23 protein-coding genes, 2 tRNA genes and 1 other RNA gene are annotated in these 24,409 nt (G+C 77.0%); 9 read left to right on the top strand and 17 right to left on the bottom strand.

Annotated features, from left to right (window positions below):
* Positions 1-21: 21 nt before the first annotated feature.
* Both GOBS_RS02385 and ffs read right to left on the bottom strand, forming a co-directional pair.
* Positions 22-2,319, bottom strand: a complete 2,298-nt coding sequence (locus GOBS_RS02385; protein WP_012946698.1) for a DNA polymerase III subunit gamma and tau — start codon at positions 2,317-2,319, stop codon at positions 22-24.
* A gap of 132 nt (positions 2,320-2,451) precedes the next feature.
* Positions 2,452-2,547, bottom strand: an RNA gene (ffs, locus tag GOBS_RS25925) — signal recognition particle sRNA small type.
* A gap of 237 nt (positions 2,548-2,784) precedes the next feature.
* Between ffs and GOBS_RS02380 the strand changes: the two genes are divergently transcribed.
* Complete coding sequence (locus GOBS_RS02380; RefSeq protein ID WP_012946697.1) at positions 2,785-3,741, top strand: DMT family transporter; 957 nt, start codon at positions 2,785-2,787, stop codon at positions 3,739-3,741.
* Between the two features lie 50 nt (positions 3,742-3,791).
* Here the strand turns inward: GOBS_RS02380 and GOBS_RS02375 are convergent.
* Positions 3,792-3,876, bottom strand: a tRNA-Ser gene (locus GOBS_RS02375).
* A gap of 148 nt (positions 3,877-4,024) precedes the next feature.
* On the opposite strand from GOBS_RS02375, the gene GOBS_RS02370 reads away from it, so the two are divergent.
* Together GOBS_RS02370 and GOBS_RS27940 are read left to right on the top strand one after the other, a co-directional pair.
* Positions 4,025-4,372: a hypothetical protein gene (locus GOBS_RS02370; RefSeq protein ID WP_012946696.1), complete on the top strand. Its 348-nt coding sequence runs from the start codon at positions 4,025-4,027 to the stop codon at positions 4,370-4,372.
* A gap of 40 nt (positions 4,373-4,412) precedes the next feature.
* Complete coding sequence (locus GOBS_RS27940; protein WP_012946695.1) at positions 4,413-6,077, top strand: serine/threonine-protein kinase; 1,665 nt, start codon at positions 4,413-4,415, stop codon at positions 6,075-6,077.
* A 59-nt stretch (positions 6,078-6,136) separates the two neighbouring features.
* Here GOBS_RS27940 and GOBS_RS02360 read toward each other — a convergent pair.
* From GOBS_RS02360 to GOBS_RS02340, 5 genes are all read right to left on the bottom strand, one after another.
* Positions 6,137-6,221 (bottom strand) — tRNA-Ser (locus GOBS_RS02360).
* A 10-nt stretch (positions 6,222-6,231) separates the two neighbouring features.
* Positions 6,232-6,696 carry a nucleoside deaminase gene (locus GOBS_RS02355; protein ID WP_012946694.1) on the bottom strand — a complete coding sequence of 155 codons (465 nt, stop codon included), beginning with the start codon at positions 6,694-6,696 and terminating at the stop codon, positions 6,232-6,234.
* A 151-nt stretch (positions 6,697-6,847) separates the two neighbouring features.
* Positions 6,848-7,507, bottom strand: coding sequence for an HAD-IA family hydrolase (locus tag GOBS_RS02350; RefSeq protein WP_012946693.1), 660 nt, complete (start codon positions 7,505-7,507; stop codon positions 6,848-6,850).
* Entirely contained in the window at positions 7,504-8,001 is a 498-nt protein-coding gene (locus GOBS_RS02345; RefSeq protein WP_012946692.1) for a tRNA adenosine deaminase-associated protein, read from the bottom strand. The genes GOBS_RS02350 and GOBS_RS02345 overlap by 4 nt, the downstream gene beginning before the upstream one ends.
* Positions 7,998-8,660, bottom strand: coding sequence for an O-methyltransferase (locus tag GOBS_RS02340; RefSeq protein WP_012946691.1), 663 nt, complete (start codon positions 8,658-8,660; stop codon positions 7,998-8,000). The genes GOBS_RS02345 and GOBS_RS02340 overlap by 4 nt, the downstream gene beginning before the upstream one ends.
* 58 nt (positions 8,661-8,718) lie before the next feature.
* Here GOBS_RS02340 and GOBS_RS02335 point away from each other — a divergent pair, with 58 nt between their 5' ends.
* From GOBS_RS02335 to GOBS_RS02315, 5 genes are all read left to right on the top strand, one after another.
* Positions 8,719-9,159 carry a PaaI family thioesterase gene (locus GOBS_RS02335; RefSeq protein ID WP_012946690.1) on the top strand — a complete coding sequence of 147 codons (441 nt, stop codon included), beginning with the start codon at positions 8,719-8,721 and terminating at the stop codon, positions 9,157-9,159.
* Entirely contained in the window at positions 9,156-10,076 is a 921-nt protein-coding gene (locus GOBS_RS02330) for a prephenate dehydrogenase (RefSeq protein ID WP_012946689.1), read from the top strand. Before GOBS_RS02335 ends, GOBS_RS02330 begins: the two co-directional genes overlap by 4 nt.
* 119 nt (positions 10,077-10,195) lie before the next feature.
* The gene (locus GOBS_RS02325; RefSeq protein WP_012946688.1) at positions 10,196-10,429 is read left to right on the top strand and encodes a DUF2630 family protein; all 234 of its coding nucleotides are present in this window, start codon (positions 10,196-10,198) and stop codon (positions 10,427-10,429) included.
* A gap of 207 nt (positions 10,430-10,636) precedes the next feature.
* The gene (locus tag GOBS_RS02320; protein WP_012946687.1) at positions 10,637-11,614 is read left to right on the top strand and encodes a UDP-glucuronic acid decarboxylase family protein; all 978 of its coding nucleotides are present in this window, start codon (positions 10,637-10,639) and stop codon (positions 11,612-11,614) included.
* Positions 11,615-11,705: 91 nt separating this feature from the next.
* Positions 11,706-13,349 carry a vWA domain-containing protein gene (locus GOBS_RS02315; RefSeq protein ID WP_012946686.1) on the top strand — a complete coding sequence of 548 codons (1,644 nt, stop codon included), beginning with the start codon at positions 11,706-11,708 and terminating at the stop codon, positions 13,347-13,349.
* Between the two features lie 120 nt (positions 13,350-13,469).
* Here GOBS_RS02315 and GOBS_RS02310 read toward each other — a convergent pair whose 3' ends face one another.
* From GOBS_RS02310 to GOBS_RS02270, 9 genes are all read right to left on the bottom strand, one after another.
* Positions 13,470-14,405 (bottom strand): glycosyltransferase family 9 protein, encoded by a 936-nt coding sequence (locus tag GOBS_RS02310; RefSeq protein WP_012946685.1) that lies wholly within the window; start codon positions 14,403-14,405, stop codon positions 13,470-13,472.
* A gap of 98 nt (positions 14,406-14,503) precedes the next feature.
* A complete protein-coding gene (rfaE2, locus tag GOBS_RS02305; protein ID WP_012946684.1) occupies positions 14,504-15,898 on the bottom strand; it encodes a D-glycero-beta-D-manno-heptose 1-phosphate adenylyltransferase in 1,395 nt (464 codons plus the stop codon).
* Positions 15,895-16,575: a D-sedoheptulose-7-phosphate isomerase gene (locus tag GOBS_RS02300; RefSeq protein WP_012946683.1), complete on the bottom strand. Its 681-nt coding sequence runs from the start codon at positions 16,573-16,575 to the stop codon at positions 15,895-15,897. The genes rfaE2 and GOBS_RS02300 overlap by 4 nt, the downstream gene beginning before the upstream one ends.
* Positions 16,572-17,828, bottom strand: a complete 1,257-nt coding sequence (locus GOBS_RS02295; protein WP_012946682.1) for a glycosyltransferase — start codon at positions 17,826-17,828, stop codon at positions 16,572-16,574. Before GOBS_RS02295 ends, GOBS_RS02300 begins: the two co-directional genes overlap by 4 nt.
* Positions 17,825-18,805 (bottom strand): glycosyltransferase, encoded by a 981-nt coding sequence (locus GOBS_RS02290; RefSeq protein ID WP_012946681.1) that lies wholly within the window; start codon positions 18,803-18,805, stop codon positions 17,825-17,827. Before GOBS_RS02290 ends, GOBS_RS02295 begins: the two co-directional genes overlap by 4 nt.
* Positions 18,802-19,824 (bottom strand): glycosyltransferase family 9 protein, encoded by a 1,023-nt coding sequence (locus GOBS_RS02285; protein WP_041241778.1) that lies wholly within the window; start codon positions 19,822-19,824, stop codon positions 18,802-18,804. The genes GOBS_RS02290 and GOBS_RS02285 overlap by 4 nt, the downstream gene beginning before the upstream one ends.
* Positions 19,821-21,320, bottom strand: a complete 1,500-nt coding sequence (locus GOBS_RS02280; protein WP_012946679.1) for an HAD-IIIA family hydrolase — start codon at positions 21,318-21,320, stop codon at positions 19,821-19,823. The genes GOBS_RS02285 and GOBS_RS02280 overlap by 4 nt, the downstream gene beginning before the upstream one ends.
* Before the next feature lie 154 nt (positions 21,321-21,474).
* Positions 21,475-21,990: a MarR family winged helix-turn-helix transcriptional regulator gene (locus GOBS_RS02275; RefSeq protein WP_012946678.1), complete on the bottom strand. Its 516-nt coding sequence runs from the start codon at positions 21,988-21,990 to the stop codon at positions 21,475-21,477.
* A gap of 25 nt (positions 21,991-22,015) precedes the next feature.
* Positions 22,016-22,711 carry a hypothetical protein gene (locus GOBS_RS02270; protein ID WP_012946677.1) on the bottom strand — a complete coding sequence of 232 codons (696 nt, stop codon included), beginning with the start codon at positions 22,709-22,711 and terminating at the stop codon, positions 22,016-22,018.
* A gap of 157 nt (positions 22,712-22,868) precedes the next feature.
* Here GOBS_RS02270 and GOBS_RS02265 point away from each other — a divergent pair, with 157 nt between their 5' ends.
* Positions 22,869-23,954: an alpha-hydroxy-acid oxidizing protein gene (locus tag GOBS_RS02265; protein ID WP_012946676.1), complete on the top strand. Its 1,086-nt coding sequence runs from the start codon at positions 22,869-22,871 to the stop codon at positions 23,952-23,954.
* Positions 23,955-24,409 lie beyond the last annotated feature (455 nt).

Here is a 24,409-nt window from a genome sequence, read left to right as displayed (position 1 = left end):
GGGTGGGGAGGACGGGGTCCTTCAATCGAGAGGGCGGGCGCCGAGGTGGGTGCGCAGCAGCGACAGCGCCGCCTGCTCGGGGTCGACCGCCGGCTCGTGCGGGCCATCGCTCCCCGCCCCCTCGGCCGCCCGCTCGGCCATGAGCTCGCTCGCCTCGGCGGCCTCCGCGGCGTGCGCCGCCTCGCGCGCGGCCTCCGGCGAGACGGTGCGGCCGGGCGCGGGCCGGCCGGGTGCGTCGACGACGGCCTGCACCTTCCAGCGCACGCCGAGCAGTTCCTGCAGCGCCGTGCGGACGACGTCCTTGTTCAGGTCGTCGCCGAGCATCTTGGCCAGCGCAGGCGAGGTCATCGACAGGGTCAGCGTGCCCGCGGCCACGTCGTGCACCTGCGCGGACTTCAGCAGCGCCTCGGTGGTCCGCTTGTGCCGGCGGACGACGGCCAGCAGCTCCGGCCACACCCGGCGGACGTCGCCGGCGTCCAGCTCGCCGTCCGCAGCGTCCGGCTGCGGCGGGTTGGCCGTCACCACGGGCATCGGCTCGCTGCCGCGCGGGGCCGGCGAGGACTCGGCCGCGGCCCGGGGCGCCGACGACGCCGTCGGCCGGGGCTGCTCCACCCGCGCCGCCGCAGCGGCGGCCGCGGCGGGCTGGGCGGGGTGCGGCCAGTCCTCGTCGTCGGTCGGCTCCGGCGGCAGCGGGATGTCGGGCTCACCCACGGCGACGGGGGCGCGGCGCGGCTCCCCGACCGCGGCGGGCGCAGCGGCCGGCGGGGTGGCGGCCGGCGTCGGCGGGGTGGCGGCCGGTGCCGGCGGGCGGGGCGGGGCACCCGACCCCGGCGGGGTGGTCTCCGGCCAGCCGTCGTCGGCCGGCGGGCGGGCCGCGACCGGCTCGGCGCGCGCGGGCTCCGGGCGCGGTGGCTCGGGCCGCTCCGGCGCGGCGCGCGGCGGCTCCGGGGCGGGCCGCGGCGCCGGCTGCGCGGGTGCCGCCGGGACGCTCGGCGCCTGCGCGGCCACCTGCGACCTGCGCACGAACTCGCGCACCGGGCGACCCGGCTGGTCCGCTGGCGGCGGAGCGGCGGCCGGCTCCGGCCGCGACTCGCGCACCGGCGCGCCGAGGACGGCGGGCTCGGCGACCGGCCGGCCCGCGTGCTCACCGGCGATCGACATCCGCCGCTCGAGGCGCTCCAGCCGCTGCAGGGTGGCCGCCGCGGAGCCGTCGGTCCCGGGCAGCAGCATCCGCGCGCACACGAGTTCGAGGAGCAGCCGCGGGCCCGTCGTCCCCCGCATCTCGGTCAGGCCCGCGTGCACCGTGTCGGCCATCCGCGACAGCGTCGCCGACCCCAGCGCCGAGGCCTGCGAGCTCATCAGGTCCAGCCGGTCGGGCGGGCAGTCGAGCAGCCCGTTGCCGTTGCCCCCCGCGTCCGGGACCGCGTCGAGCAGGATGAGGTCCCGCAGCCGGTCGAGCAGGTCGGTGGCGAACCGGCGCGGGTCGTGCCCGGCCTCCACCACCCGGTCGACGGCGCGGAAGACGCCGGGCGCGTCGTGCGCGGCGAGGGCGTCGATCGTCTCGTCGAGCAGCGCGTCGTCGGTGACGCCCAGCAGCCCGACGGCGCTCTTGTAGGTGACGCCCTCCTCGCCGGCGCCGGCCAGCAGCTGATCGAGGATCGACAGCGAGTCACGGACCGAGCCGCCACCGGCGCGGACGACCAGCGGGAAGACGGTCGGCTCCACCTGCACGCCCTCGGCGGCGCAGGTCTTCTCCAGCAGGCCGCGCAGCGTCGTGGGAGGCACCAGCCGGAACGGGTAGTGGTGCGTGCGCGAGCGGATGGTGGACAGCACCTTGTCCGGCTCGGTGGTCGCGAAGACGAAGACGAGGAACTCCGGCGGCTCCTCGACCACCTTGAGCAGGGCGTTGAAGCCCTGCGTGGTGACCATGTGCGCCTCGTCGATGATGTAGACCTTGAAGCGGCTGTTCACCGGCGCGAAGAAGGCCCGCTCGCGCAGGTCGCGGGCGTCGTCGACGCCACCGTGGCTGGCCGCGTCGATCTCGATGACGTCGAGCGAGCCGGGACCGTCGGGCGCCAGGGCCACGCAGGAGCCGCAGGTGCCGCACGGGGTGGACGTCGGCCCCTGCTCGCAGTTCAGCGACCGGGCGAGGATGCGCGCCGAGGAGGTCTTGCCGCACCCGCGCGGGCCGCTGAACAGGTAGGCGTGGTTGATCCGCCCGCCGTCGACGGCGTTGACCAGCGGGGCCGTCACGTGCTCCTGCCCGACCACCTCGGCGAAGGTCGCCGGGCGGTACTTCCGGTAGAGCGCCAGAGCCACGCGACGAGGTTACGTGGACGGGAGGACGGGAACGGCGACCTCCGCCGCAGCTCGTGGCGAGATCGGTGATGTCACACGGGTGCGCGTCCCGGAGCGTGCGAGATCGGCGATCTCGCCGGTGCGTCCTGCAAAGAGAAGGACCCCCCGCGCACCCGCCAGAGCCCGCTTATCCTTGCTGCCTTCCGGCCCTGGGGAGGTTCACAGGGTGACGCCACACGAGGGGTCTGCCCACCACTGTAGAGGAAACCCCGCGGAGGCCGGGGGAACCCCTCGCTACCCTGCGTGCCATGACGCCCCGACCCCGTCCCGAGTCTGCGAGGGGTGAGGAGGACGGGGTCCTCTCCCTGCCCCCGCCGCGCTCCTGACCCGGAGTACCGCGGGCCGACCTGATCCCGGCACCAGCTGCCGGGCCCTGCGCCGTGCTCCGGACCGCCCCCTCCCGATCCGGATCCGCTCAGGAGCGTCATGCCCACCCCCTCGACCACCTCCGCCGCCTCGCGCGGCTTCCCGCTCGTCGTCCTCGCCGCCCTCTGCTGGGGCACCGCCGGCGTCAGCGGCCGCATCGTGTCCGAGCGCACCGACCTCGGCCCGCTCGACATCGCCTGGCACCGCATGGCCGTCGGCGCCGTCGTCCTGCTCGCCGGGTACCTGCTCACCCGCCACCGGGAGCCGGTCACCGTCCCGCTGACCCGGCCGGTCGCCGTCCGGCTGGGCCTGGTGTCCGCCGGGCTGGCCGTCTACCAGCTGGCCTACTTCGCTGCGGTGGCGACCGCCGGCGTCAGCGTCGCGACGCTCGTCGCGCTCGGCCTGGCGCCGCTGCTCATCGCGCTCGGGGGCGCGGCGCTGGGGTCCGGCCGGCCGGACCGCGCCACGTTCGCCGCGCTCGTGGTGGCGCTCGTCGGCCTGGTGCTGCTGGTGGGCCTCACCGCCGGCGCCTCGGCCGGGACGGCGGTGCTGCTGGGCGCGCTGCTGGCCTGCGGCTCGGCCCTCGGCTACGCGGTCGTCACGCTGGCCGGTGGGGACGTCCCGGCCGGTCTCCCGGTGACCCTGGTCGGCTTCGCGGGAGGCGCGCTGCTGCTGACGCCGGTCGCCCTGACCGCCGGCCTGAGCCTGACCACGGAGCCGGTCGCGCTCGCGACGCTGCTCTACCTGGGGGCGGTGCCGAGCGCCGCGGCCTACGCCCTGTTCTTCCGCGGGCTGCAGACGGTGCCCGGCGCGGTGGCCGGGATCGTCACGCTGCTGGAGCCGGTGACGGCGACGGTGCTGGCGACGGTCTTCCTGGGCGAGCGGCTGCCGCTCGGCGCACTGGCCGGCGGGCTGCTCGTGCTCGCCGCCGTGGCCGGCCTCTACCTGCGGCGGCCGGCTGCGGCCGAGCGGGAGGCCGCCACGGAGCGGCAGGCCGTCGCGGAGCCACACGACTGAGACCCCAGGACGACGGAGGCCGGGCCCCGTGCGGGGCCCGGCCTCTGCTGCGGAGGATGGGAGATTCGAACTCCCGAGGGGTTGCCCCCAACCCGCTTTCCAAGCGAGCGCCATAGGCCACTAGGCGAATCCTCCAACTGCGCCCGCCAGGGTACCGGGCCAGGTGCGGCCGGTCAGCCGCGGTACCCCGGGCGCGGTACAGGGTGGTTACGCCTCCGTCCCTCAGGGCACGCTGGGGGCTGCGCTGGGCCGACGGCGCGCCGACGACAGGAGAGCAGCCCCCATGAGCGAGACCGACCGGCTCCGGCCCGACGTCGTGGAGGCGATCGTCGCGGTGCTCAAGGGAGCCGACCCCTCGGAGCTGCCGGCCTCGGCGACCAAGGAGGAGAAGGACGCCGCCAAGGACCGGTACCTCTCGGAGTTCGTCGCCGAGCGCAGCAAGCGGGACCGGCAGACGCGCGCCTGGGAGCTGCTGCTGACCCGCAGCTACGACGAGCCCCCGACCTGGGAGCGCCTCTTCGACGACCTCTCCTCCGACGTGGTCGAGGAGCTCGGCGAGCTCTACGACGTCCTGCCCGCGGGTGCCCAGGAGGAGTACGCCCGCCGGTACGGCGTCCCGACCGGCGTCTGACCGCGGCTCCGGTGCCGGCGGCGAGCAGGGGGGACGCACGGTGAGCGGACCCGGTCACGTCGTGGCCGGGCGCTACCGCCTGCTCGAGCGCATCGGCGGGGGCGGCATGGGCGCCGTCTGGCTGGCCTCCGACGAGCTGCTCGGGCGCCGGGTCGCCGTCAAGCAGGTGCTCCCGCCGCCGACCGCCGACGAGAGCGTCATCGCCCAGCAGCGCCAGCGGGCGCTGCGCGAGGGCCGCATCGCCGCGCGGCTGTCCCACCCGCACGCCGTCGTGGTCTACGACGTCGCCGTCGAGGACGGCGCGCCGTGGCTGGTGATGGAGTACCTGCCTTCCCGCAGCCTGGCCGAGGTGCTGCACCAGGACGGCGTCCTGCCGGTCGACCAGGTCGCGCAGATCGGCGCCCAGGTGGCCGACGCCCTGTCCGCCACGCACGCGGCCGGCATCGTGCACCGCGACGTGAAGCCGGCCAACGTCCTCATCGGGCAGGGGCCGCGGGTCGAGGGCCTGGTGAAGATCACCGACTTCGGCATCTCGCACGCCCGCGACGACGTCACCCTCACCCAGACCGGCCAGATCACCGGCACCCCCGCCTTCCTGGCCCCCGAGGTCGCCCGCGGCGGGGAGGTGACGCCGGGGAGCGACGTCTTCTCCCTCGGCGCGACCCTCTACACCTGCCTGGAGGGCCAGCCGCCGTTCGGCATGGACGACAACGCCCTGCGGCTGCTGCACCGCGTCGCGGGCGGCGAGCTGATCCCCCCGCGCCGCGCCGGCTCGATGACCGCGCCGCTGATGCGGATGCTGGCCGTCGACCCCGCGGACCGGCCGACGACGACCCAGGTCCGCGACGAGCTCGCCCGGCTGGCGGTCGGCCGGGACGGCGACCCGACGACCGTGCTGCTGGCGCGCACCAAGCTGCGGTCCTCGAGCAACCGGGAGCGCACCGAGGAGCTGAGCAGCGGGGTGCTGCCGGCCGCGGGAGCGGGCGCCGCGGCCGCCGCCGGGTACCGGGACCCGGGCACCGCCGTCCACGTCTCCCCCACCGGGCCGCCTCCGGCGCCGCCGCCCCGCCGGGCGGAGGACCGGCCCCCTGTCACCCCGGCGCCGAGCCCCCGGCGCCGCCGCGGGCCGCTGCTGGCCGCGCTGCTGCTGCTCGGCGTGCTGCTGCTCGGTGGCGCGCTCTGGCTCAGCACCCGGGGCGGCGACGTCGGCACCAGCGCCGAGGCCCCGGCGTCGTCGTCTCCGCCCGTCGACGACGCGACACCCCGGGCGGAGGACGCCCCCGCGCCGGAGACCCCGGATGCCGAGCCGACGCCGTCCACCGGCGCGGAGGCGCCGTCGAGCGAACCGCCGTCCGACGAGCCGACCGACGACCCGGCCGACGACCCGGCCGAGGTCGTCGAGGAGACGTTGGGCCGGTACTACGAACTGTTGCCCGACGACCCCGACGCCGCCTACGACATGACCGGTCCGTACCTGCGGTCGCAGGCCAGCCGGAGCTACTACCGCGACTTCTGGGCACCCTGGGACGAGGTGGACCTGCGGGAGGTGCGCGGAGCGCAGCAGTCCGGGAACGGCGTCGTCACGGCCACGACCGAGGTGGAGTTCACCGGGGACGACGGACGCGAGCAGACCGAGCGCCACCAGGTCCGCCTGGTGCAGGACGACGACGGCGGCTGGCTGGTCGACCTGGACCTGGTCGCCTGACCGGGGCCGGGAACGACGGAGCCGCCCGCGGGAGGTCTCCCGGGGCGGCTCCGTGCCGGCGGTGGCGGTGGGATTTGAACCCACGGAGGCTTGCACCTCACACGCTTTCGAGGCGTGCTCCTTCGGCCGCTCGGACACGCCACCGTCGAACAGACTACAGGCCCCGCTGACGGCGGAAGAACGCGCGTAGCAGCGTGGCGGACTCCTCGGCCCGGACCCCACCGGTGACCTGCGGACGGTGGTTGAGCCGCCGGTCGCGGACGACGTCCCACAGCGACCCGGCCGCACCTGCCTTGGGGTCGTCCGCGCCGTACACGATCCGGTCGACGCGGGCCAGCACGCTCGCGCCGGCGCACATGGTGCAGGGCTCGAGGGTGACCACCAGCGTCGTCCCGGTCAGCCGCCAGCCGTCGCCGTGCACCCGCGCGGCGGCGCGCAGCGCCAGGACCTCGGCGTGCGCGGTCGGGTCCCCCTGCTTCTCCCGCTCGTTGGCGGCCTCGGCGAGCACGGTGCCGTCCGGCCCGAGGACGACGGCGCCGATGGGTGTGTCGCCCCACTCGACGGCCGCCGCGGCCAGCGCGAGCGCGCGGCCCATCGCGGCGTCGACGTCCGGGGTCACCGAGTGCCCCCTGCGGTGCTCGTGCTCTGCCCAGCACCGTGGGCAGAGCACGACGGGGCCGCCACCGATCCCACCCCCGGGCGCTCGTGCTGTGCCCAGCACTGTGGGCAGAGCACGAGCGCCGGGGAGGAAAGGTGGGCCGGGGACGGGGTCACGACCCGACGCCGTCCCGCAGGTCGATGCCCACCAGCGCCGAGAGCTCGGCCAGCGCGGCAGCGGGATCGACCACCTTGATCGTGTGCATCCCCATCGCGCGGGCCGGCTTGAGGTTGATGCCCAGGTCGTCGAGGTAGGCGCAGTCCGAGGCGACCACCTCCCGGCCGACGGCCTCGGACAGCCGGGCCAGCGCGCGGCGGTAGATCTCCGGCTCGGGCTTGCGCACGCCCTCCAGCGACGACTCCACCACCGCGTCGAACAGCTCCAGCAGCTCGCCCAGCCGCCCGGTGCGCTCCATCGGCGCCACGTTGTTCGACAGCAGGGCCAGCGGCACCCCCGCCGCGCGCAGCCGCCGCACCGCGTCGACCATCTCCGGGCGCACCTCGCCGGCCAGCGCGGCCAGCACCCGCCGGGCGTCCAGCCGGTGCCCCGCGGCCAGGGCCTCGGCCTCGAAGGCGTCGGTGAACCCGGCGGCGTCGAGCTCGTTGCGCTCGAAGCGGGCCCAGGCGTTGGTGTCGGGGTCGGCGCTGTTCAGCCGCACGATGAGGCCCTCGGGTAGCCCCGCCTCGGCCTCGTAGGCGGTGAAGGCGGTCATCGGGCTCTCGGTGATCACCCCGCCGAGGTCGAAGACGACCGCTGATGCCACCGCGCTCACGACCGCACCGCCGCGGCCAGCTCGTCGGCGAAGCCCAGCCGCGCGGCGATCGCGGTGACCATCTCGTCGGCCCACAGGTCGTCGGAGGTGACGATCGGCCGCAGCTGGTCGGCCGGCAGCCCGTCGTCGGCGAAGACGTCCAGGTCACCGCCGGGCCAGCCGGTCTCGTCGTCGTCGAACGCCCCCTCGGCGTCGACCGCGATGCCGTAGCGCTCCACCACCTCGGCGGCGAGCAGCCACTCCTGCATGGTGGCGTCGGAGATCAGCGCCCGCACCAGCCCGCCCGGCCCGTGCCGGAGGACGACGAAGTACAGCCGCGAGTCGACGACCACGACGAACGGCCCGGGCCAGTCCCCGGCGCCCGGGTCGCCGAGCGCCCGCTCCAGCGCCGGCAGCTCGTCCCCGGCGTCCGCGGCGAGCAGCTCCACCCGCCAGGCCCCGTCGGGACGGCTCACCCGCACCGCCCAGCTGGCCGGCGTGCCCGGTCCGCTCATCGCCGCCGCAGCATCGTCAGGCCGTCGGACAGCGGCAGCAGCACCGTCTCCCAGCGGGGGTCGGTGGCCAGCGCGGCGTTCAGCTCCACGAGCGCCCGGTCGTCGTCGTTCCGCGGGTCGAGCACGCGACCGTTGCGCAGGGTGTTGTCCAGCAGCACGACGCCGCCGTCGGTCATGCGCGGGTGCAGCTGGTCGACGTAGTCGGCATAGCCGGCCTTGTCCGCGTCGACGAAGGCCAGGTCGAAGGTCGGCTCGACCGGCAGTGCCCGCAGCGACTCGTGCGCGTCGCCCAGCCGCAGCCCGATGCGGTCGGCCAGCCCCGCGCGGGCCCAGTACCGCCGGGCCACCGCCGTCCACTCCTCGCTGGTGTCCAGGCACAGCAGCGAGCCGTCCTCCGGCAGCCCGCGGGCCACGCACAGCGCCGAGTACCCGGTGAAGGTGCCGATCTCGATCGCCCGGCGGACGCCGAGGGCGCGGGTGAGCAGCTGCATGAAGGTGCCCTGCTCGGGCGCGATCTGGAAGGTCGGCGGCACGTCGCCGCGGTCGGCCAGCGCCGCGGTCTCGGCGAGCAGGTCGGCGGCGACGTCGTCCGGCGGCTCGGAGTTGGCCCGGACGTAGTCGGCCAGTTCCCGGGTGAGGAGGAACGAGCGGGGGGTCATGGCGCGGGGGCCTGGGCGCGCGGGGGCCGGAGGAGCGGGTGGGTCATAGCCTCTGATCATGGCCGATCCCGCTCCGGACGACGGAGCCGACGTCGCCCCCGCGCTGTTCTCCCGGCTGGCCGCCGACCCGCTGGCCGACCTGCTGGGGATCGTCCTGGAGCAGGTCCGGCCCGGGTACGCCCGCGCGGCGATGACGGTGGGCCCGCAGCTGCTCAACGCGGTCGGCACCGCGCACGGCGGGGCGACGATGGCCCTGCTCGACGTCGTCCACGCGGCGGTCAGCAACAGCCACGGCACCGTCGCGGTGGCCCAGGACGTGCACACCGAGTTCCTCGCCCCGGGCCGGCCGGGCGACCGGCTGGTCGCCGAGGGCACCGAGGTGCACCGCAGCCGCCGCACCGCCGTCTACCGCATCGAGGCCCGCGCCCAGGACGGCCGGCTGGTGGCCACCGCGCTGGCCCGGGTGTTCCGCACCGAGACCGCCTGGGAGGACCGGTGACCTCCTTCCCGGTGCCGACGATGCCGGCTCCCCCGGTGGGCGTCGTCGGCCTGGGCCAGCTGGGCGGGTCGCTGGCCGCCGCCCTCGTCGCGGCCGGCCGGCAGGTGACCGGCTGGGACGTCGACCCCGCCGCCCGGGAGGCCGCCGCCACGCGCGGGGTGCGGACCGCCCGCGAGCTGACGGGCATCGTCGTCCTCGCCGTCCCGCTGCCGGCGATGGCCGCGGCACTCGAGGGCCTCGACGTCGACCCGGACGCCACCGTCACCGACCTGGGCTCGGTCAAGGCACCGGTGCTCGCCGAGCTGGGGTCGGCGCTGGGCGGTCGCTACGTCGGCGGGCACCCCATGTGCGGCACCGAGCGCTCCGGGCCCGAGGCGACCGACCCCGGCCTGTTCACCGGTGCCCGCTGGGCGCTGTGCCTGGAGCCGGGCACCGAGCTGCCGCGCTGGCTGCGGGTGGCCGAGGTCGCGCTGGCCGTCGGTGCCGAGGTGGTCCCGGCGACCGCCGCCGAGCACGACGACGCCGTCGCCGCGGTCAGCCACGTGCCGCACCTGCTGGCCGCGGCCCTGGCCGCCGCAGCCGGGGACGCCGGCCCGCTGGCGCTGGCACTGGCCGCCGGCAGCTTCCGGGACGGCACCCGGGTGATCGGCAGCGACCCCGGCTTCGTCACCGCGATGGTGCAGGGCAACGCCGGCCCGACCACCGCCGCGCTGGCCCGCGTGCTGGAGCAGCTGGCACGCCCGTGGCCGGAGCTGGTGGCCGCCGGGCACGCCGTGCGTGCAGGCGGCCCGGCGGGACGGCGTCCGGTGCGGGTGCCGCTGGAGCGGGCCGCGCTGCTGTCGCTGGGCCGGGCCGGCGGCGCGGTCACCCGGCGGCTGGCGGCGTTCGTCGAGGGCTACGTGCCGGACGTCGGGTGACGGCGTCGCGAGCACCGCGGGGAGCGCCGGCGACCGAGGAGCGGCCCGGGGGCGGAAGCCGACCGGCGGCGTCGCCGGCTGACCGGTTTCGCCCGCGACGCGGCGGGCAGGGAGCGTCCATGGACGACAGCGAGATCCGCGGCCGCATCGAGGCGCTGGTCGAGGAGGAGCGCCGACTGCGGGACAGCGGCGAGCACACCGACGAGCAGCGCGCCCGCCTCCGGCAGATCGAGGAGGACCGCGACCAGCTCTGGGACCTCATCCGCCAGCGGGACGCCAAGCGCCAGTACGGCGAGGACCCCGACGAGGCCTCCCCCCGCCCCGAGCAGCAGGTCGAGGGCTACCTGCAGTAGCGGAAGGACCCCGTCCCCTCTCGAAGGACCCCCTTCCCCCCGCCTCTCGCAGGCTCGCGGCGGGACCCTGCAAGGGGGCCGCAGAGCTCGCGGAGCCTCTGGACGGGGCCGAACACTTAGACGTCGAAGTGTGTGCGTTGGTGATCACGGGGTAGGAGCCGCTCCGGCGCGCACGGTCGCGCGTCCGGTTCGTGGATGGGAGCAGGCATGGTGCGCGCGGCACGGACGATCCGGCGGGCGGTGGTCACCGGGGGTGCCGGTTTCCTCGGCTCCCACCTCTGCGAGCACCTGCTCGAGCGGGGCGTGGAGGTGGTCTGCCTCGACAACTTCCTCACCGGCTCGCCGCAGAACGTCGTCCACCTGATGGAGCACCCCGGCTTCCGGCTGGTCCGCTGCGACGTCACCGACTTCGTGCACGTGCCCGGCGACGTCGACCTGGTGCTGCACTTCGCCTCGCCGGCCAGCCCGCTGGACTACCTGCGGATGCCGATCGAGACCCTCAAGGTCGGCAGCCTGGGCACCCTGCACACCCTCGGGCTCGCCCACGAGAAGGGCGCCCGGTACGTGCTCGCCTCCACCTCCGAGGTCTACGGCGACCCGCTGGTCCACCCGCAGACCGAGGAGTACTGGGGCAACGTCAACCCGGTCGGGCCGCGCGGCGTCTACGACGAGGCCAAGCGCTTCAGCGAGGCCATGACGACGGCCTACCGGACGTCGAAGGGCACCGACACCGGCATCGTCCGGATCTTCAACACCTACGGTCCCCGGATGCGCCCGGACGACGGCCGCGCCATCCCCGCCTTCGTCGGCCAGGCGCTGGCCGGCCGTCCGTTGACCGTCGCCGGAGACGGCTCGCAGACCCGGTCCATCTGCTACGTCGACGACACCGTGCGCGGCATCCTCGCGATGGCGTTCTCCGGTGAGGCCGGCCCGGTCAACATCGGCAACCCCGACGAGCTGTCGATGCTGCGGCTGGCCGAGTGGATCGTCGAGCTGACCGGCTCGTCGTCGGAGATCTCCTTCATCGACCTCCCGGTGGACGACCCGAAGGTCCGCCGTCCCGACACCACCCGGGCCGAGCAGCTGCTCGGCTGGCGGCCGACGGTGCCCTCGGAGGAGGGCCTGCGGAGCACGGTGGCGTGGTTCGCCGCCCAGCTGCAGGCGGCCGACGTCCGCGCCGGGTGATCCACAGCGGGTCAGCGACCGCATCTACTGTGTAGTGGGCGGTCGCGGGGGTCGCCGGGGACGCTGACCACCTGGACGGGGGAGCTGCACGATGGGCCGCCACGCCGCCACCCCAGCCGCGCGCCGACCGGCGCCGCTGACGCCGCAGGTCCTCATCGCGCTGGCGGTGGCCGCGATGGTGCTGCTGGCCGGCGGCATCACGTGGTGGGCCGTCGGCGCCGGGAGCGGGAACTGCGACGGCACCGCGGTCGTGCGCGTCGCCGTCGCCCCCGAGCTGGCGCCCGTCGCCGAGCAGGTGCTCACCGACGCCGAGGGCCTGCGCCCCGAGGACTGCGCCTCCGCCCAGGTCACCGCGCAGGAGCCGGTGCAGACCGTCGGCGACCTGGGTGCGCTGGACGCCGGGGACCTGCCGCACCTGTGGGTGCCCGACTCCTCGCTGTGGCCGGCCCGCGCCGGGCACGCCGCCCTGGAGACCGCCGGATCGGTCGCCACCTCCCCCGTGGTGCTGGCCACCAGCCGCGCGGCCGTGGACGCGCTGGGCTGGACCGCCGAGGCGCCGGGGTGGGGTGCGGCGCTGGTCAGCGAGCAGGGCATCGCCGTCCCGGACCTGGCGACCAGCGCCGAGGCCCTCGCCGCGCTGGGCGCCGTGCGGACGTCGCTGGGCGGCGGCGAGGACGCCGACAACGCCGTGGTGCAGGCGGTGCTCGCCGCCGAGCGCGGACCGTCGGTCTCCCCGGCCGACGCGCTGGCCGCCGGCGGCGAGGGCGCGGCCGACGCGCCGCTGGTGCCGGTCAGCGAGCAGGAGGTGTGGGCGGCCAACGCCGACGCGGAGGACCCGCAGCTGGTCGCCGTCTACCCGGAGGAGGGCTCACCGGGGCTGGACTACCCGCTGGTCCGGGTCGGCACCGCCTCCGCCACCGACGCCGCCGTGGTGGACGCCGCCGTGCGGGCGCTCACCTCGGACGCCGCGCGCTCCGCCGTCACCGAGGCGGGTTTCCGTGACGCCGACGGCACCGCGCCGCCCGGCGCCGAGGCGGCGGGGATCCGCGAGGCCGCTCCGCGGTCCCTGCAGCTCGACCCCGCCGAGGTGCAGGGGCTGCTGGCGCAGCTGTCGGAGCTGGCCGCGCCGTCCCGGATCCTCACCGTCTTCGACATCTCCACCTCGATGGAGGCCCCGGCCGGCGACGGCACCCGGGCCACGCTCGCCCGGGACGCCGCCAAGAGCACGCTCACGCTGGTGCCGGGCAACTTCGCGCTCGGGCTGTGGTTCTTCGCCGCCGAGCTGGATGGCGAGCGCGACTGGACCGAGGTCGTGCCCACGCGTCAGCTCGAGGCGGAGGTCGAGGGCACCGTCCAGCGCGACCTGCTCGACGAGGAGCTCGACACCATCCCCGACCGGCTCAGCCCCGGCGGCACCGGCCTGTACGACACCACGCTGGACGCGGTGCGGGCGGCGCGCTCGGACTTCGACCCGCGCGCGGTCAACAGCGTGCTGGTGGTCACCGACGGGACGAACGAGGACAGCGGGGGCGTGGACCTCGACGAGCTGCTGGCCACGCTGCGCAGCGAGGCCGACCCCGATCGGCCGATCAAGGTCATCGGTGTAGCGCTCGGCCCGGACGCCGACCTGGGTGCCCTCGAGCGGATCGCGGACGTGACCGGCGGCGCGGCCTACTCCGCGGTCGACCCGACGGACCTGCAGACCGTCCTGTTCGACGCGCTGCGGCAGCGGTGACGTCGCGGTCCTCCGGACCGCACCGCGACCAGGTGCCGCACGTCGGTCGCCGCTGACCCGCTCCCGCGGCCCCCCAGGGCCCCGCACCGAGCCTGCGGGGTGTGGTGAGGAGGGGTCCTCTCAGGTGCGGGCCAGCAGGGCGTCGAGCGCCGCGGTCACCTCGTCGACCGTGATGCGCCCCAGCGCCGGGTCGAGCTCGGTGCCCCACGGGTCCCCGGTCCCGTCCCCGTGCCAGAGGACGACGTGCAGTGGCCCTCGCTCCCGGGCCCTGAGCGGTGGCCCCCACAGCGCCGGGGACACCGGACCGAACAGCACCACCGAGGGACGGCGGTAGGCGGTCGCCAGGTGCGCCAGGCCGGTGTCGCCGCTGACCACGACGCGGGCACCGGCGACCACCGCGGCCAGCTCGAGCGTCGTCGTCCGCCCGGCCAGGACGCAGCCCTCCCCCAGCCCGGCGCCCTCGGCCACCGCCCGCGCGAGCGGCACCTCGGCCGGGCCCCCCGTGATCCGCACGTCCAGACCGCGCGCGGCCAGGTGCCGGGCGACGGCGGCGAACCGGTCGGCGGGCCAGCGCCGGCCGGGGAACGCCGCGCCCGGGTGCACCAGCGCCACACCGGCCGGGGCGGGCGGGGGCACGGAGGGCACGGCGAGGTCGAGCGCGTCGGGGTCGGCGTCCACGTCCAGCCCCTCGGCGACCAGCCGGCACCAGCGCCGCACCTCGTGCTCGTCGGGGTGCCAGGTCGGCCCGGGGTAGCCGGGGCTGTCGAAGGTGAGCAGCCGCCCGGGGCGCAGGTCGGCCACGACGACGTGCGAGGCCGGCCCCTTGCCGTGCAGGTCGACGGCGAGCTCCGGCGGCGGGCCGGACCAGTCCAGCGGCTCCAGCTCGCGGGCGGGCAGCACCTCGTCGACCGCGTCGATCAACGAGGCCAGCGGCTCGAGCGCCGCCGTGGTGGCGAGCACCAGCCGGTGGCCGGGGACGGCCGCCCGCACGGCGCGGATCGCGGGCACCCCGGTGAGCAGGTCGCCCAGCCCCAGCGGCCGCAGCACGACGGCCACTGCAGAAGGACCCTCCTGCCCCCCACCGCTCGCAGGCTCGCGGCGGGCCCCTGCAGGAGGGCCACCGGGACGCGGCCGGGGGGCGGCGGGGTCCTCCTTCACACGCGGGAGCGCTCGACCAGGGCGGTCGTGGAGTGCCCGTCGAGGTAGGGCAGCACGACGGCCTGGCCGCCCCAGCGCCGCAGCACCGCGGCCTCGGGCAGGTCGGCGCCGGCGTAGTCGCCGCCCTTGGCCCACACGTCCGGGCGCAGCCGCCCGATCACCTCGGCCGGGGTGTCCTCGTCGAACACCACGACCGCGTCGACGAACTCCAGCGCCTCCAGCACCCGCGCCCGGTCGGCCGCGGTCACCAGCGGCCGGGAGGAGCCCTTGAGTCGGCGCACCGAGTCGTCGGAGTTGATGCACACCACCAGGCAGTCACCCAGCCCGCGGGCGGCCCGCAGCGTCGCCACGTGGCCGGGGTGCAGCAGGTCGAAGCAGCCGCCGGTGGCGACGACGGTCCCGCCGGCCGCGCGGACCCGGGCGATCACGCCATCGGCCCCGGGCTCGGCGGCCGGGCTCGGCTCGGGTGCGGCCTCGACGTCCCACGCCGAGGCGCCGCCGCGGGCGACGAAACGGCCGGCGAAGGCGACCGCGGCCGCCACCGCCTCGCCCGTCACGGCGCCGTCGGCCAGCGCGATCGCCGCCGCGGCCGCGAACGAGTCACCCGCGCCGCACGGGTCGCCCCCGGTCACCGGTACCGCCGGCACCACCATCGGGGCGCCCTCGCCGTAGGAGAGCAGCGCACCGCGGGCGCCGAGGGTCACCGAGACCGCGCCCACGCCCCAGTGCCGGATCAGTGCCTCGGCCCGCGCGCCGACCGCCGCCAGGCCCTCACCCTGGGCGGCCACGCCGGCGGCCGTCCCGGCCGCCGAGGCGACGCGGGCGGCCTCGGCGCCGTTGGGCGTCACCAGCCGCGCGTTGGGCACCGGGTCCGCGCCGCGCGGGTGCGGGTCCCAGACCACCGGCCCACCGGCCTCGGCCAGCACCGCGCGGACGGCGCGGTCGGCCGTCGTCCCCCGGCCGTAGTCGGCGACGAGCACCGCGGCGGCGTCGCGCACGACGGCAGCCGCCTCGGCGGGCAGCGTCCCCAGCCCCGCCACCGGGGCGCCGCTGTCGATGCGCGCCACCGAGTGGTCGCCCACCCGCACCCGGCGCTTCACGGCCGTCCCGCCGGTCGCCGGGATCTCGACGAGGCGCACCCGGCCGGCGAGCAGCGCACGCAGCCGGTCGGCGTCCTCGTCGTCGGCCATCGGGGTGACCAGCACGACCTCCCGGCGGGTGGCCCGGGCCGCGATCACCGCCGCCAGGGCTGCGCCGCCGGGGCGCTCGCGGGCCTCGACGTCCTCGACGACGGGCACGGGCGCGTCGGGGGTGAGCCGGGACGCCGTCCCGACCAGGTCGACGTCGAGCAGCGCGTCGCCGACGACGACCAGCGGACCCGTCGCGCTCACTGAGCGACCCCGAGCCGGGTCTCCGGCACGCGCGCCGGCTCGGCCAGCACCGCCGCGTCGAAGGCCGCGCACACGAGGTGCAGCGCGACCAGGTGGCACTCCTGGACCGTCGCCGTCCACGGGGAGTCGATGCAGACCGCGTCGTCGCACACCGCGGCCAGCGGGTTGGGCGCCGGGCCGGTCATCGCCAGCACGGTGATGCCGCACTCGCGGGCCCGGCGGGCGGCCGCGACCGCGTTGGGGCTGCGGCCGGACGTCGACAGCAGCACCAGCACGTCGCCGGCCCGGCCGTGCGCCTCCACCTGGCGGGCGAACAGCTCGTCGGCCGGGTAGTCGTTGGCGATCGCGGTCAGCGACGAGGTCTCGGCGGTCAAGCAGATCGCGGAGAACGGCGGCCGGTCGGCCCGGTAGCGGCCGACCAGCTCGGCGGTCAGGTGCTGGGCCTGCGCAGCGCTGCCCCCGTTGCCGGCCGCGAGCAGCCGGCCGCGGTCCTCCCCGCAGAGCACGTCGGCGATCAGCCGGCCCCAGCGGTCGAGCGCGTCGAGCTGCCCGTTCAGCGACCCGAGCGCGACGGTCAGCGACGCGACGTGGTCGGCGCCGGTGAGGTGCGTGCACGTGTCGGGCGAGACGACCTCGCTCGTGGAGTGGGGGGCCTCGGAGAGGGGGGCGGGGTTCATCGGGCGGCCTCCACGGGGCTCCTGTCGCCGTCATCGGTGCGTACGGGGCCGGCCAGGACCTGCCGGTAGACGGTGTCGGTGTCGGCGACCACGCGGGCCCACCGGTAGCGGTTGCGGGCGCGTCGCACCCCGGCCGTGCCGTAGGCCGCGCGGCGGGCGTCGTCGGCCAGCAGCGCGGCGAGCGCCTCGCCGAGCCGGGCCGGGTCCCGGGCGGGGACCAGGTCGCCGGTGACCCCGTCGGCGACGGAGTCCTGCAGCCCGCCGACCGCGGTGGCGACCACCGGCCGGCCGCAGGCCATGGCCTCCAGCGGGGTGATGCCGAAGGGCTCGTACCAGGGCACGGCCAGCACGACGTCGGCCGAGCGGATCCACGCCGGGACGTCGGCGCGGGCCACCGCGCCGGTGAGGACCAGCCGGTCCGCGACCCCCAGCGAGGCGGCGACCGCGCGCAGCCGGCGCACCTCGGCGTCGTCGTCCAGCTGCGCGGCCGGGGGCCCGCCGACGACGACCAGCTCGGCGTCGGGGACGGCGGCCAGCGCGCGGACGGCGTCCTCCTGCCCCTTGCGCTCGACCAGCCGGCCGAGGACGAGCAGCCGCTTGCGGTCCCCGCGCGGCGCGACCGGTCCGCGCGGGGTGAACACCGTGGTGTCCACGCCGCAGGGCACGACCGAGACGCGGTCGCTGTCCAGGCCAAGCCGGCGCAGCTCGAAGACCTCGTCGGAGCAGGTGGCGACCACGTGGCCGACGGTCCGGCACAGCGACCGCTCCAGCTCGACGCGCTGCGGCGGCGAGGTGTCGGCGGCACCCTGGTGGCGGCGCTTGACCGAACCCAGCGCGTGGAAGGTCTGCACGACCGGGATGTCCCCGGCGGCGGCGACCGCGGCCAGCCCGCTCATCCAGAAGTGCGCGTGCACCAGGTCCGGAGGCCGCTGCGCCCACTCGCGGCGCAGCACCGACGCGAACTCGGGCATGTGCCGCAGCAGGTCGTCCTTGGGCAGCACCCGGGCCGGCCCCGCCGTCACGTGCGCGACGTCGTAGCCGTCGGCCGTGGACACGCGGTCGGGCTGGTCCGGGTCCTCCCGGCGGGTGTGCACGGTCACCGCGTGCCCGCGGCGGGCCAGGCCCGCGGCGAGCGCGGCGACGTGCACGTTCTGCCCGCCGGCGTCCACGCCGCCGATCGCGGCGAGCGGGCTGGCGTGTTCGGAGACCATGTCGATGGTGAGCGGCCACGCGCCCAGCCGGTCGGTGATCACCGGGTCACCTCCTCGAGTAGCGCATCCCAATCGCGGAGGAACCGGGGAAGCCCGTACCGCTCCAGCGCGGCGGCGCGTGCCGCCTTGCCGGCCAGCCGGGCGGCGTCCTCGTCGTGCAGGTAGGTGCGGACGGCGTCCCACAGGACGCCGGGACGGGTGGAGAGCACGCCGGCCTCGGCCGGCACCGCCTCCACCGCCTCGGTGGTCGCCAGGGCGACCACCGGCAGGCCCAGGTGCATCGCCTCGAGCAGGGAGAGCCCGAGGGAGGTCCACCGGACCGGGTGCACGTACACCCGGCGGCGGGCCAGCTCGGTGTGCATCGCGGCCTGCGGCGGGTCGTCGTGCAGCGCGACCCGGCCGGGGTCGAGGCCGTAGCGCTCGTGCAACCCGGCCAGCCCCATCCCGAAGACGTCGACCGGCGCGACCGCGGCGAGGCCGGGCAGCAGGTCGGCGCCGACCGTGCGGCCGCGGCGGACCGGCTCGTTGGTGACGACGGCGGCCCGCGCCAGCTCCCCGGTGTAGCGCTCGCCGGGGTCGACGATGCCGTGCTCGATGACCGTCGTCGGCGCCCGGCCGTTGTCGTAGAAGAGCTGGTTGAAGTGCGTGACGTGCGCGATCGGGATGTCGTCGCGGTCGGCCAGCGGGTGCCGGGTGTGCGGCACCGGCCCGTCGCCGGGCTCCAGGCCCGGCGCGTTGTGCTCGAGGAAGACCGCGGGCAGGTCGCGGCCGGGCTCGCGGCCCAGCCACTCGCGGACCAGGTCCAGGTCGCGGGTCCGCTGCAGGACGACGACGTCGACGTCCTCGTCGCGCAGCTGGTCCGGGGGCACCTCGCGGGCCGACGCCGGCCAGTCCCAGGTGCGGGCGCGGCCCAGCCCGTCGGGGCCCCGGTCGGGGGTGACGGGGAGCAGGTACTCGTGCTGCCCCTGCACGAACGCCGTCGTCCACGAGCCGTGCACGTGCCAGAGCAGGACCCTCACGCGCTTCCCACCTTCTCCACAGCCGCGACGACGTCGTCCGCGGTCACCGACGTGAGGCAGGGGTGGCCGGGGACCGGGCACTCGCGGGCCCGGGTCAGCCGGCAGGGGGCCTCCTGGTCGCCCAGCAGCACGGTGGGCACGCCGTAGGGCGCCCAGCGCGCGGCCGGCACGACCGGGGAGAACAGCGAGACGACCGGCGTGCCGACGGCGGCGGCCAGGTGGGCCGGGCCGGTGTTGCCGACGACGACCGCCGCGGCGCCGTCGAGCAGCGCGGCCAGCTCCGCCAGGCCCAGTGCACCGCCGAGGTCGACGCCGCGGGTCCCGGCGACGGCCGCGGTGAGCGCCCGCTCCCCCGGCCCGCCGGTGACGAGCACCCGGTGTCCGGCGTCGGCCAGCGCCTCGACCGCCTCGGCGCAGCGGTGCGCCGGCCAGGCCCGGGCGGGTACCGAGGCACCGGGGTGGACGACGACGTACCCGGGCGGCAGGTCAGGGCCCCTGGGTTCGGGCGCGACCGGGGGCAGGGGCCGGCGCACGGCGAGCCGACCGTCGTCGCCGGCCGGCAGGTCGAAGCCCGCGGCGCGGGCGAGGGACAGGGCGCGCTCGGGCTCGGGCAGGTCGTCGTCCACCCGGTGTCGGACGTCCAGCAGCGACCCGGGGTAGTCGACGCTGATCGCGGAGATCCGCGGGACGCCCGCGGTGCGCAGCACCAGCGCCAGGGGCAGCGGCGACTGGTGGAAGGACGTGGAGACGACGGCCTCGTCGGGGGCGAGGGCGCGGATCCGCTCGGTCAGTGCGGCGAGGTCGGCAGGGTCGACCGGCGGCGGGTCGCCGAGGATCCAGGGGCAGGCCCAGGTCTCCACCTCGTCGACGCCGGGCAGCAGCCGGGCGGCCTCGGCGCCGGCCGGGCCGGCGAGGAACACGACGCGGTCGGCGCCAGCGGCCACGGCGCGCACCAGCGGCCCCTGGACCAGGACGTCGCCGACCGAGTCCAGCCGGGCGACCAGGACCGTGCGCCTCACCACCCACCCGCCAGGACCTGCTCGACCGCCTCGGTGATCGTCGCGGCACGGCGGGGGGCCGCCTCGACCTCGGCCCTCCGGGTGACCGGCGTCGGGACGAGGACCCCGGAGGCGCCGGCGGCCGCGGCGGCCTCGACGTCGGCGCCGATGTCGCCGATGACCACGCAGCGGGCGGGGTCGACGTCGAGCTCGGCGCAGGCGGCCTTGACCATCCCGGGCGCGGGCTTGCGGCAGGTGCAGCCGTCGTCCGGCCCGTGGGGGCAGACCTGCACGGTGTCGAACGGGCCGAGCAGCTCGTCGAGCCGGGCCATGCAGGCGTCGACCTGCGCACGGGTGATCAGCCCGCGGGCGACACCGGACTGGTTGCTGACCACGCCCACCCGGACGCCGCGGGCGCGCAGCGCGTCGACGGCCTCGCGGGCCCCGGGCACCGGCTTCACCAGCGCCGGGTCGCCGTTGTACGGGTAGTCGCGGACCAGGGTGCCGTCGCGGTCGAACAGGACCAGGTCGGGCAGCCCGCGCCAGGGCCGCACCCGCCGGTGCTGCACCGCGCCACGCAGGAAGTGCCACGTGGCCAGCGGCGGGATCAGCGCGCTGGTGGCGAGCATGGTGCCGACCTCGGCGCGGTCGCGCGGGCCGGGGGCGATCCGCGCCCAGGCGAACTCGCCGGTGCCGGCCGCCCAGGCCAGCGCGGCGCCGAGCGCGGCGCGCGGCCGCCGGGCGGCGGCGAGACCGACGGCGGTCAGCCCGGCCACGGTGACGGCCAGGTGTCGCGGCCGCCGGCCGAGCGGGGCGTCGGCGCGCTCGCGCCAGCCGGGGCCGTGCAGCCGTCGCATGAGGACGTCGTCGGCGTTGCCGGCCTGCACCCGGACGCTCACCCAGCGGTCGACCGGGCGGACGGGGTGGGTGATCAAGCGCCGTCCGCGGACCAGCCGGGCGCCGGTGTCCATGACCCGGAGGGCCAGGTCGGAGTCCTCGCGGAAGGCGCGCGGAAAGCGCTCGTCGAAGCCGCCGACCGCGGCCAGCGCGGCGCGGCGGTAGGCGAGGTCGGCGGTGATCCAGGAGCTGGTGGCCAGGCCCGCGGTGCCCCGCTCCCAGTCGGTGGGCCGGCGGTCCGCGGGCAGCGGCACCCGCACCCGGCCCTGGCTGCCGGCCACGTCGGCCGGCAGGTCGGAGAGGTCCTCGGCCAGCCGCTGGTACCAGTCGGGGTCGGGGACGACGTCGTCGTCGAGGAAGGCCACCCACTCGGTGCGCACGCTGCGCCAGCCGAGGTTGCGGGCGCGGGCCGGGCCACCGCCCCCGGTGCGCACCACCCGTACCGGCGGCAGGCCGGGCCGCTCGGGGCGCAGCGGCTCGCCGGTGGGCCGGTCGTCGACCAGCACCAGCTCGGCCGGGCGCGGTCCCGGGGCCTGCGCGAGGGCGTCGAGGAGCACGTCCAGGGACGGTCGGCCGACGGTCGGCACGACCACGGAGCACTGCTCGATCCCCACCTGCATGTTCGCGTCCTGCCCGCCATGGCTGGAGTGGAAACACTACGGGCTTGAAGTGTCCCCGGACGAGTGTGCGTCCGCCCCCGAGAGACCCCCGGCCCCGTCCAGAGGCTCGCCGCGAGCTTGCGAGCGGTGAGGAGGACGGGGTCCTTCTACTCCTTCAGCGGCGGGTCCGGGCCGCCGCTGAGACGCGGGCGAGGGCGTCGGTCACGACGGCGGCGTCGTCCCCCAACAGGGTGAGCAGGTGGGCGACCAGGCCGTCGTGGGTGGGGCGGGCCTCCTCGACCTTGGCCCGCCCGGCCGGGGTGAGCCGGGCGTGCAGCAGCCGCTTGTCCCCGGACGAGCGCTCCCGGACGACGTAGCCCTCGGCGACCAGCCGGCTGACGGTGCTGGTCACCCCGGCGCGGGAGATCCCGAGGGCCTCGGCCACCTCGCCCATCGTGGCCCGCTCGCCGGGGGCCTCGGCGATCCGCCGCAGCGCCTCGTACCCGGTGAGCGAGAGGTCGTGCCGACGGTGCAGCGCCGAGTCGACGCGGCGGGTGATGCGGTCGTGCACCTGCACGATGCGCAGCCAGGTCTCGGCCGGACCCGGTGTCGCGCCCGGGACGTCGGCCACGTCCCCGGGCACGTGCTCGGCAGGGAGGTCCGGTGCCAGGGCGTCCTCGGGGCGGGCCACCCCTCCATCGTCGCCGACGGAGCGCTCAGGCGCTCCCGAGGGACCGAGGTGCCCGGGAGCGGCCGCCCGGCCGCCGGCTGCCGGCGACGAGGACCAGCCCCGTGCTCGCCGCGACCAGCGCCCCTCCGGCGGCCAGCACCGGCCAGTGGACGCCGCCGGGAACCGCGGCCGCCTCCTGCGCGGAGACCGGAGCGGTGGGCGTGCCGTCGGAGGGCCCGGCGGGCCCGGTGCTGCTCGGGTCGGGCAGGCCGGGGACCGGCATCGGCACCGCCTCACCGTGCTGCGGGACCACCGCCGCGCCGGCGGGCGGGCTGATGGCCGCGCAGTCCTCGGCGGCCGGCCGGGTGAAGTCGTAGCCGATCAACTCGTCGACCCAGCCGGCGCCCGAGCCGTCCAGCGCCGTGTACTGCAGGAACGGGTCGATGGTCTCGCCCCAGTCGACCGGACCGGTGTTGAGGACGACGACGGCGCCGGGGGCGACCTCCGCAGTCTGCTCCCCTGCCGGACGGCGGCTGGTGCCCAGCGTGACCGCGTGGCCGACGGTGCCGCCGGCGACCTCGACGACCACACCGCCCGGGCGGCAACTGGGCCCGTGGGTGACGCGGGCGTCGGGGCGGGCGTCGTCGTCGACGGCGGCCGCGGGGCCCGCGAGGGCGATGCCGGCGCACAGCAGGGCGAGCGCCGTGACGGCGACGGACGCCGGCCGAGTGGCCACCTGCACGTGCACTTCCCCCTGGTTCTGCGCCGGCGCGCCTGCGATGCGCCGGTGCCGCCCATGATGCCGGGGGAACCGGACCGTCAACCCGGGGTTACCGGCCGGTCGCGCGTGTCGCTACGGCGTGTCGGTGAAAAGACGCCCCTGGCCCGTCTGACGGGCTGTGACCCAGCGCTCACTACCGTGTCGTCGTGGACTCAGCAGCGGGCACCGGACGCCGCCGGTCCTGCTCGGCCCGGTCGGCGCGCTGGAGCTGGTGCACCCCGCGGCGGACCTCGCGGTGGCGCGCGCCGCGGCGTCCCTCGGTGTGCCGATGGTCTTCTCCAACCAGGCCTCGGTGTCGATGGAGGAGTGCGCCGCGGTCATGGGCTCGTCGCCGCGCTGGTTCCAGCTCTACTGGTCGACCTCGGACGAGCTCGTGGAGAGCCTCGTCGGGCGCGCGGAGGCCAGCGGCTGCGACGCGCTGGTGGTCACCCTCGACACCACGATGCTCGGCTGGCGCCCCCGCGACCTGGACCTGGGGCACCTGCCCTTCGCGCTGGGCAAGGGCATCGCGCAGTACACCTCCGACCCGGTGTTCCGCCGGCTGACCGAGCAGCGGGCCGCGGCGTCCGCGGCGCCCGCCCCGGCCCGGCCCGGCGCCGCGGCCGGCCGGGACCGGCAGCCGCGGCCCACGCTGGCGGCCGTGCGCGCGCTGGTCGGGATGGCGCGGGCCTGGCCGGGACCGCTGCTGCAGAACCTGCGCTCGCCGCTGCCACGGGCCGCGGTCGAGACGTTCCTGTCCATCTACTCCCGGCCCTCGATCACCTGGGCCGACCTGGCCTGGCTGCGGGCCCGCACCCGGCTGCCCATCGTGCTCAAGGGCGTGCTGCACCCGGACGACGCCCGCCGGGCGCTCGACGAGGGCGTGGACGGCGTGGTGGTCAGCACGCACGGCGGCCGGCAGGTGGACCGCTCGATCGCGGCGCTCGACGCGCTCCCCGACGTGGTGGCCGCGGTGGGCGGCCAGGCGCCGGTGCTGCTCGACAGCGGGGTGCGCAGCGGCGCCGACGTCCTCACCGCGGTCGCGCTCGGCGCACGGGCGGTGCTGCTCGGCCGGCCGTTCGCCTGGGGGCTCGCCCTGGCCGGCGAGGAGGGCGTGCGCCAGGTGGTGTCCGACGTGCTGGGCGAGTTCGACCTGACGCTCGGGCTGAGCGGCCACACGGCGGTCGACCGGCTCTCCCCCGAGGTGCTGCGCCGGGTCGGCTGACGGAGGACCCCGTCCTCCCCGTGCCTCACAGGCTCGGGGCGGCGCCCTGGACGGGGCCGGTCGACACGCCGGTGCGGCCTTGACCCGACGGTGTGACGAGGGTCACAGTGGAGGCCGGGCGGGGGCAGCCGGTAACGAGTGGCCTCCCACTGCTGGGAGGACCGACCAACGCGGCCAGACCGTCAGGACCGGCCCCCCGCCCCTCACCTCGCCGTGGACGACGGCCGCGCGCGCGGCCGGAGTCGCTCCATCGCCCTCGCCCGCGGCATCCACCTGGCCGGCGACTGACGTCCTCCCGGCACCCCCTCCGGCGCACGGGTGAGCCGGCAGACCGGCCACGACCGTCGCCTCGAGGGGCAGCGTGAGCAGCCGGGACGGTGGACGGGCCGGTCGCCCACGACCCCGGGAAGAGAACAGCGGCCCCGTCCCGGAGGACGGAGCCGCTGTGCTGTCTC

This window comes from Geodermatophilus obscurus DSM 43160 (assembly GCF_000025345.1).
In the GTDB taxonomy this organism is placed as follows: Bacteria; Actinomycetota; Actinomycetes; order Mycobacteriales; family Geodermatophilaceae; genus Geodermatophilus; species Geodermatophilus obscurus.
The sequence above is the reverse complement of the archived record's forward strand: the minus strand, read 5'-3'. Positions and strand labels throughout refer to the sequence as shown.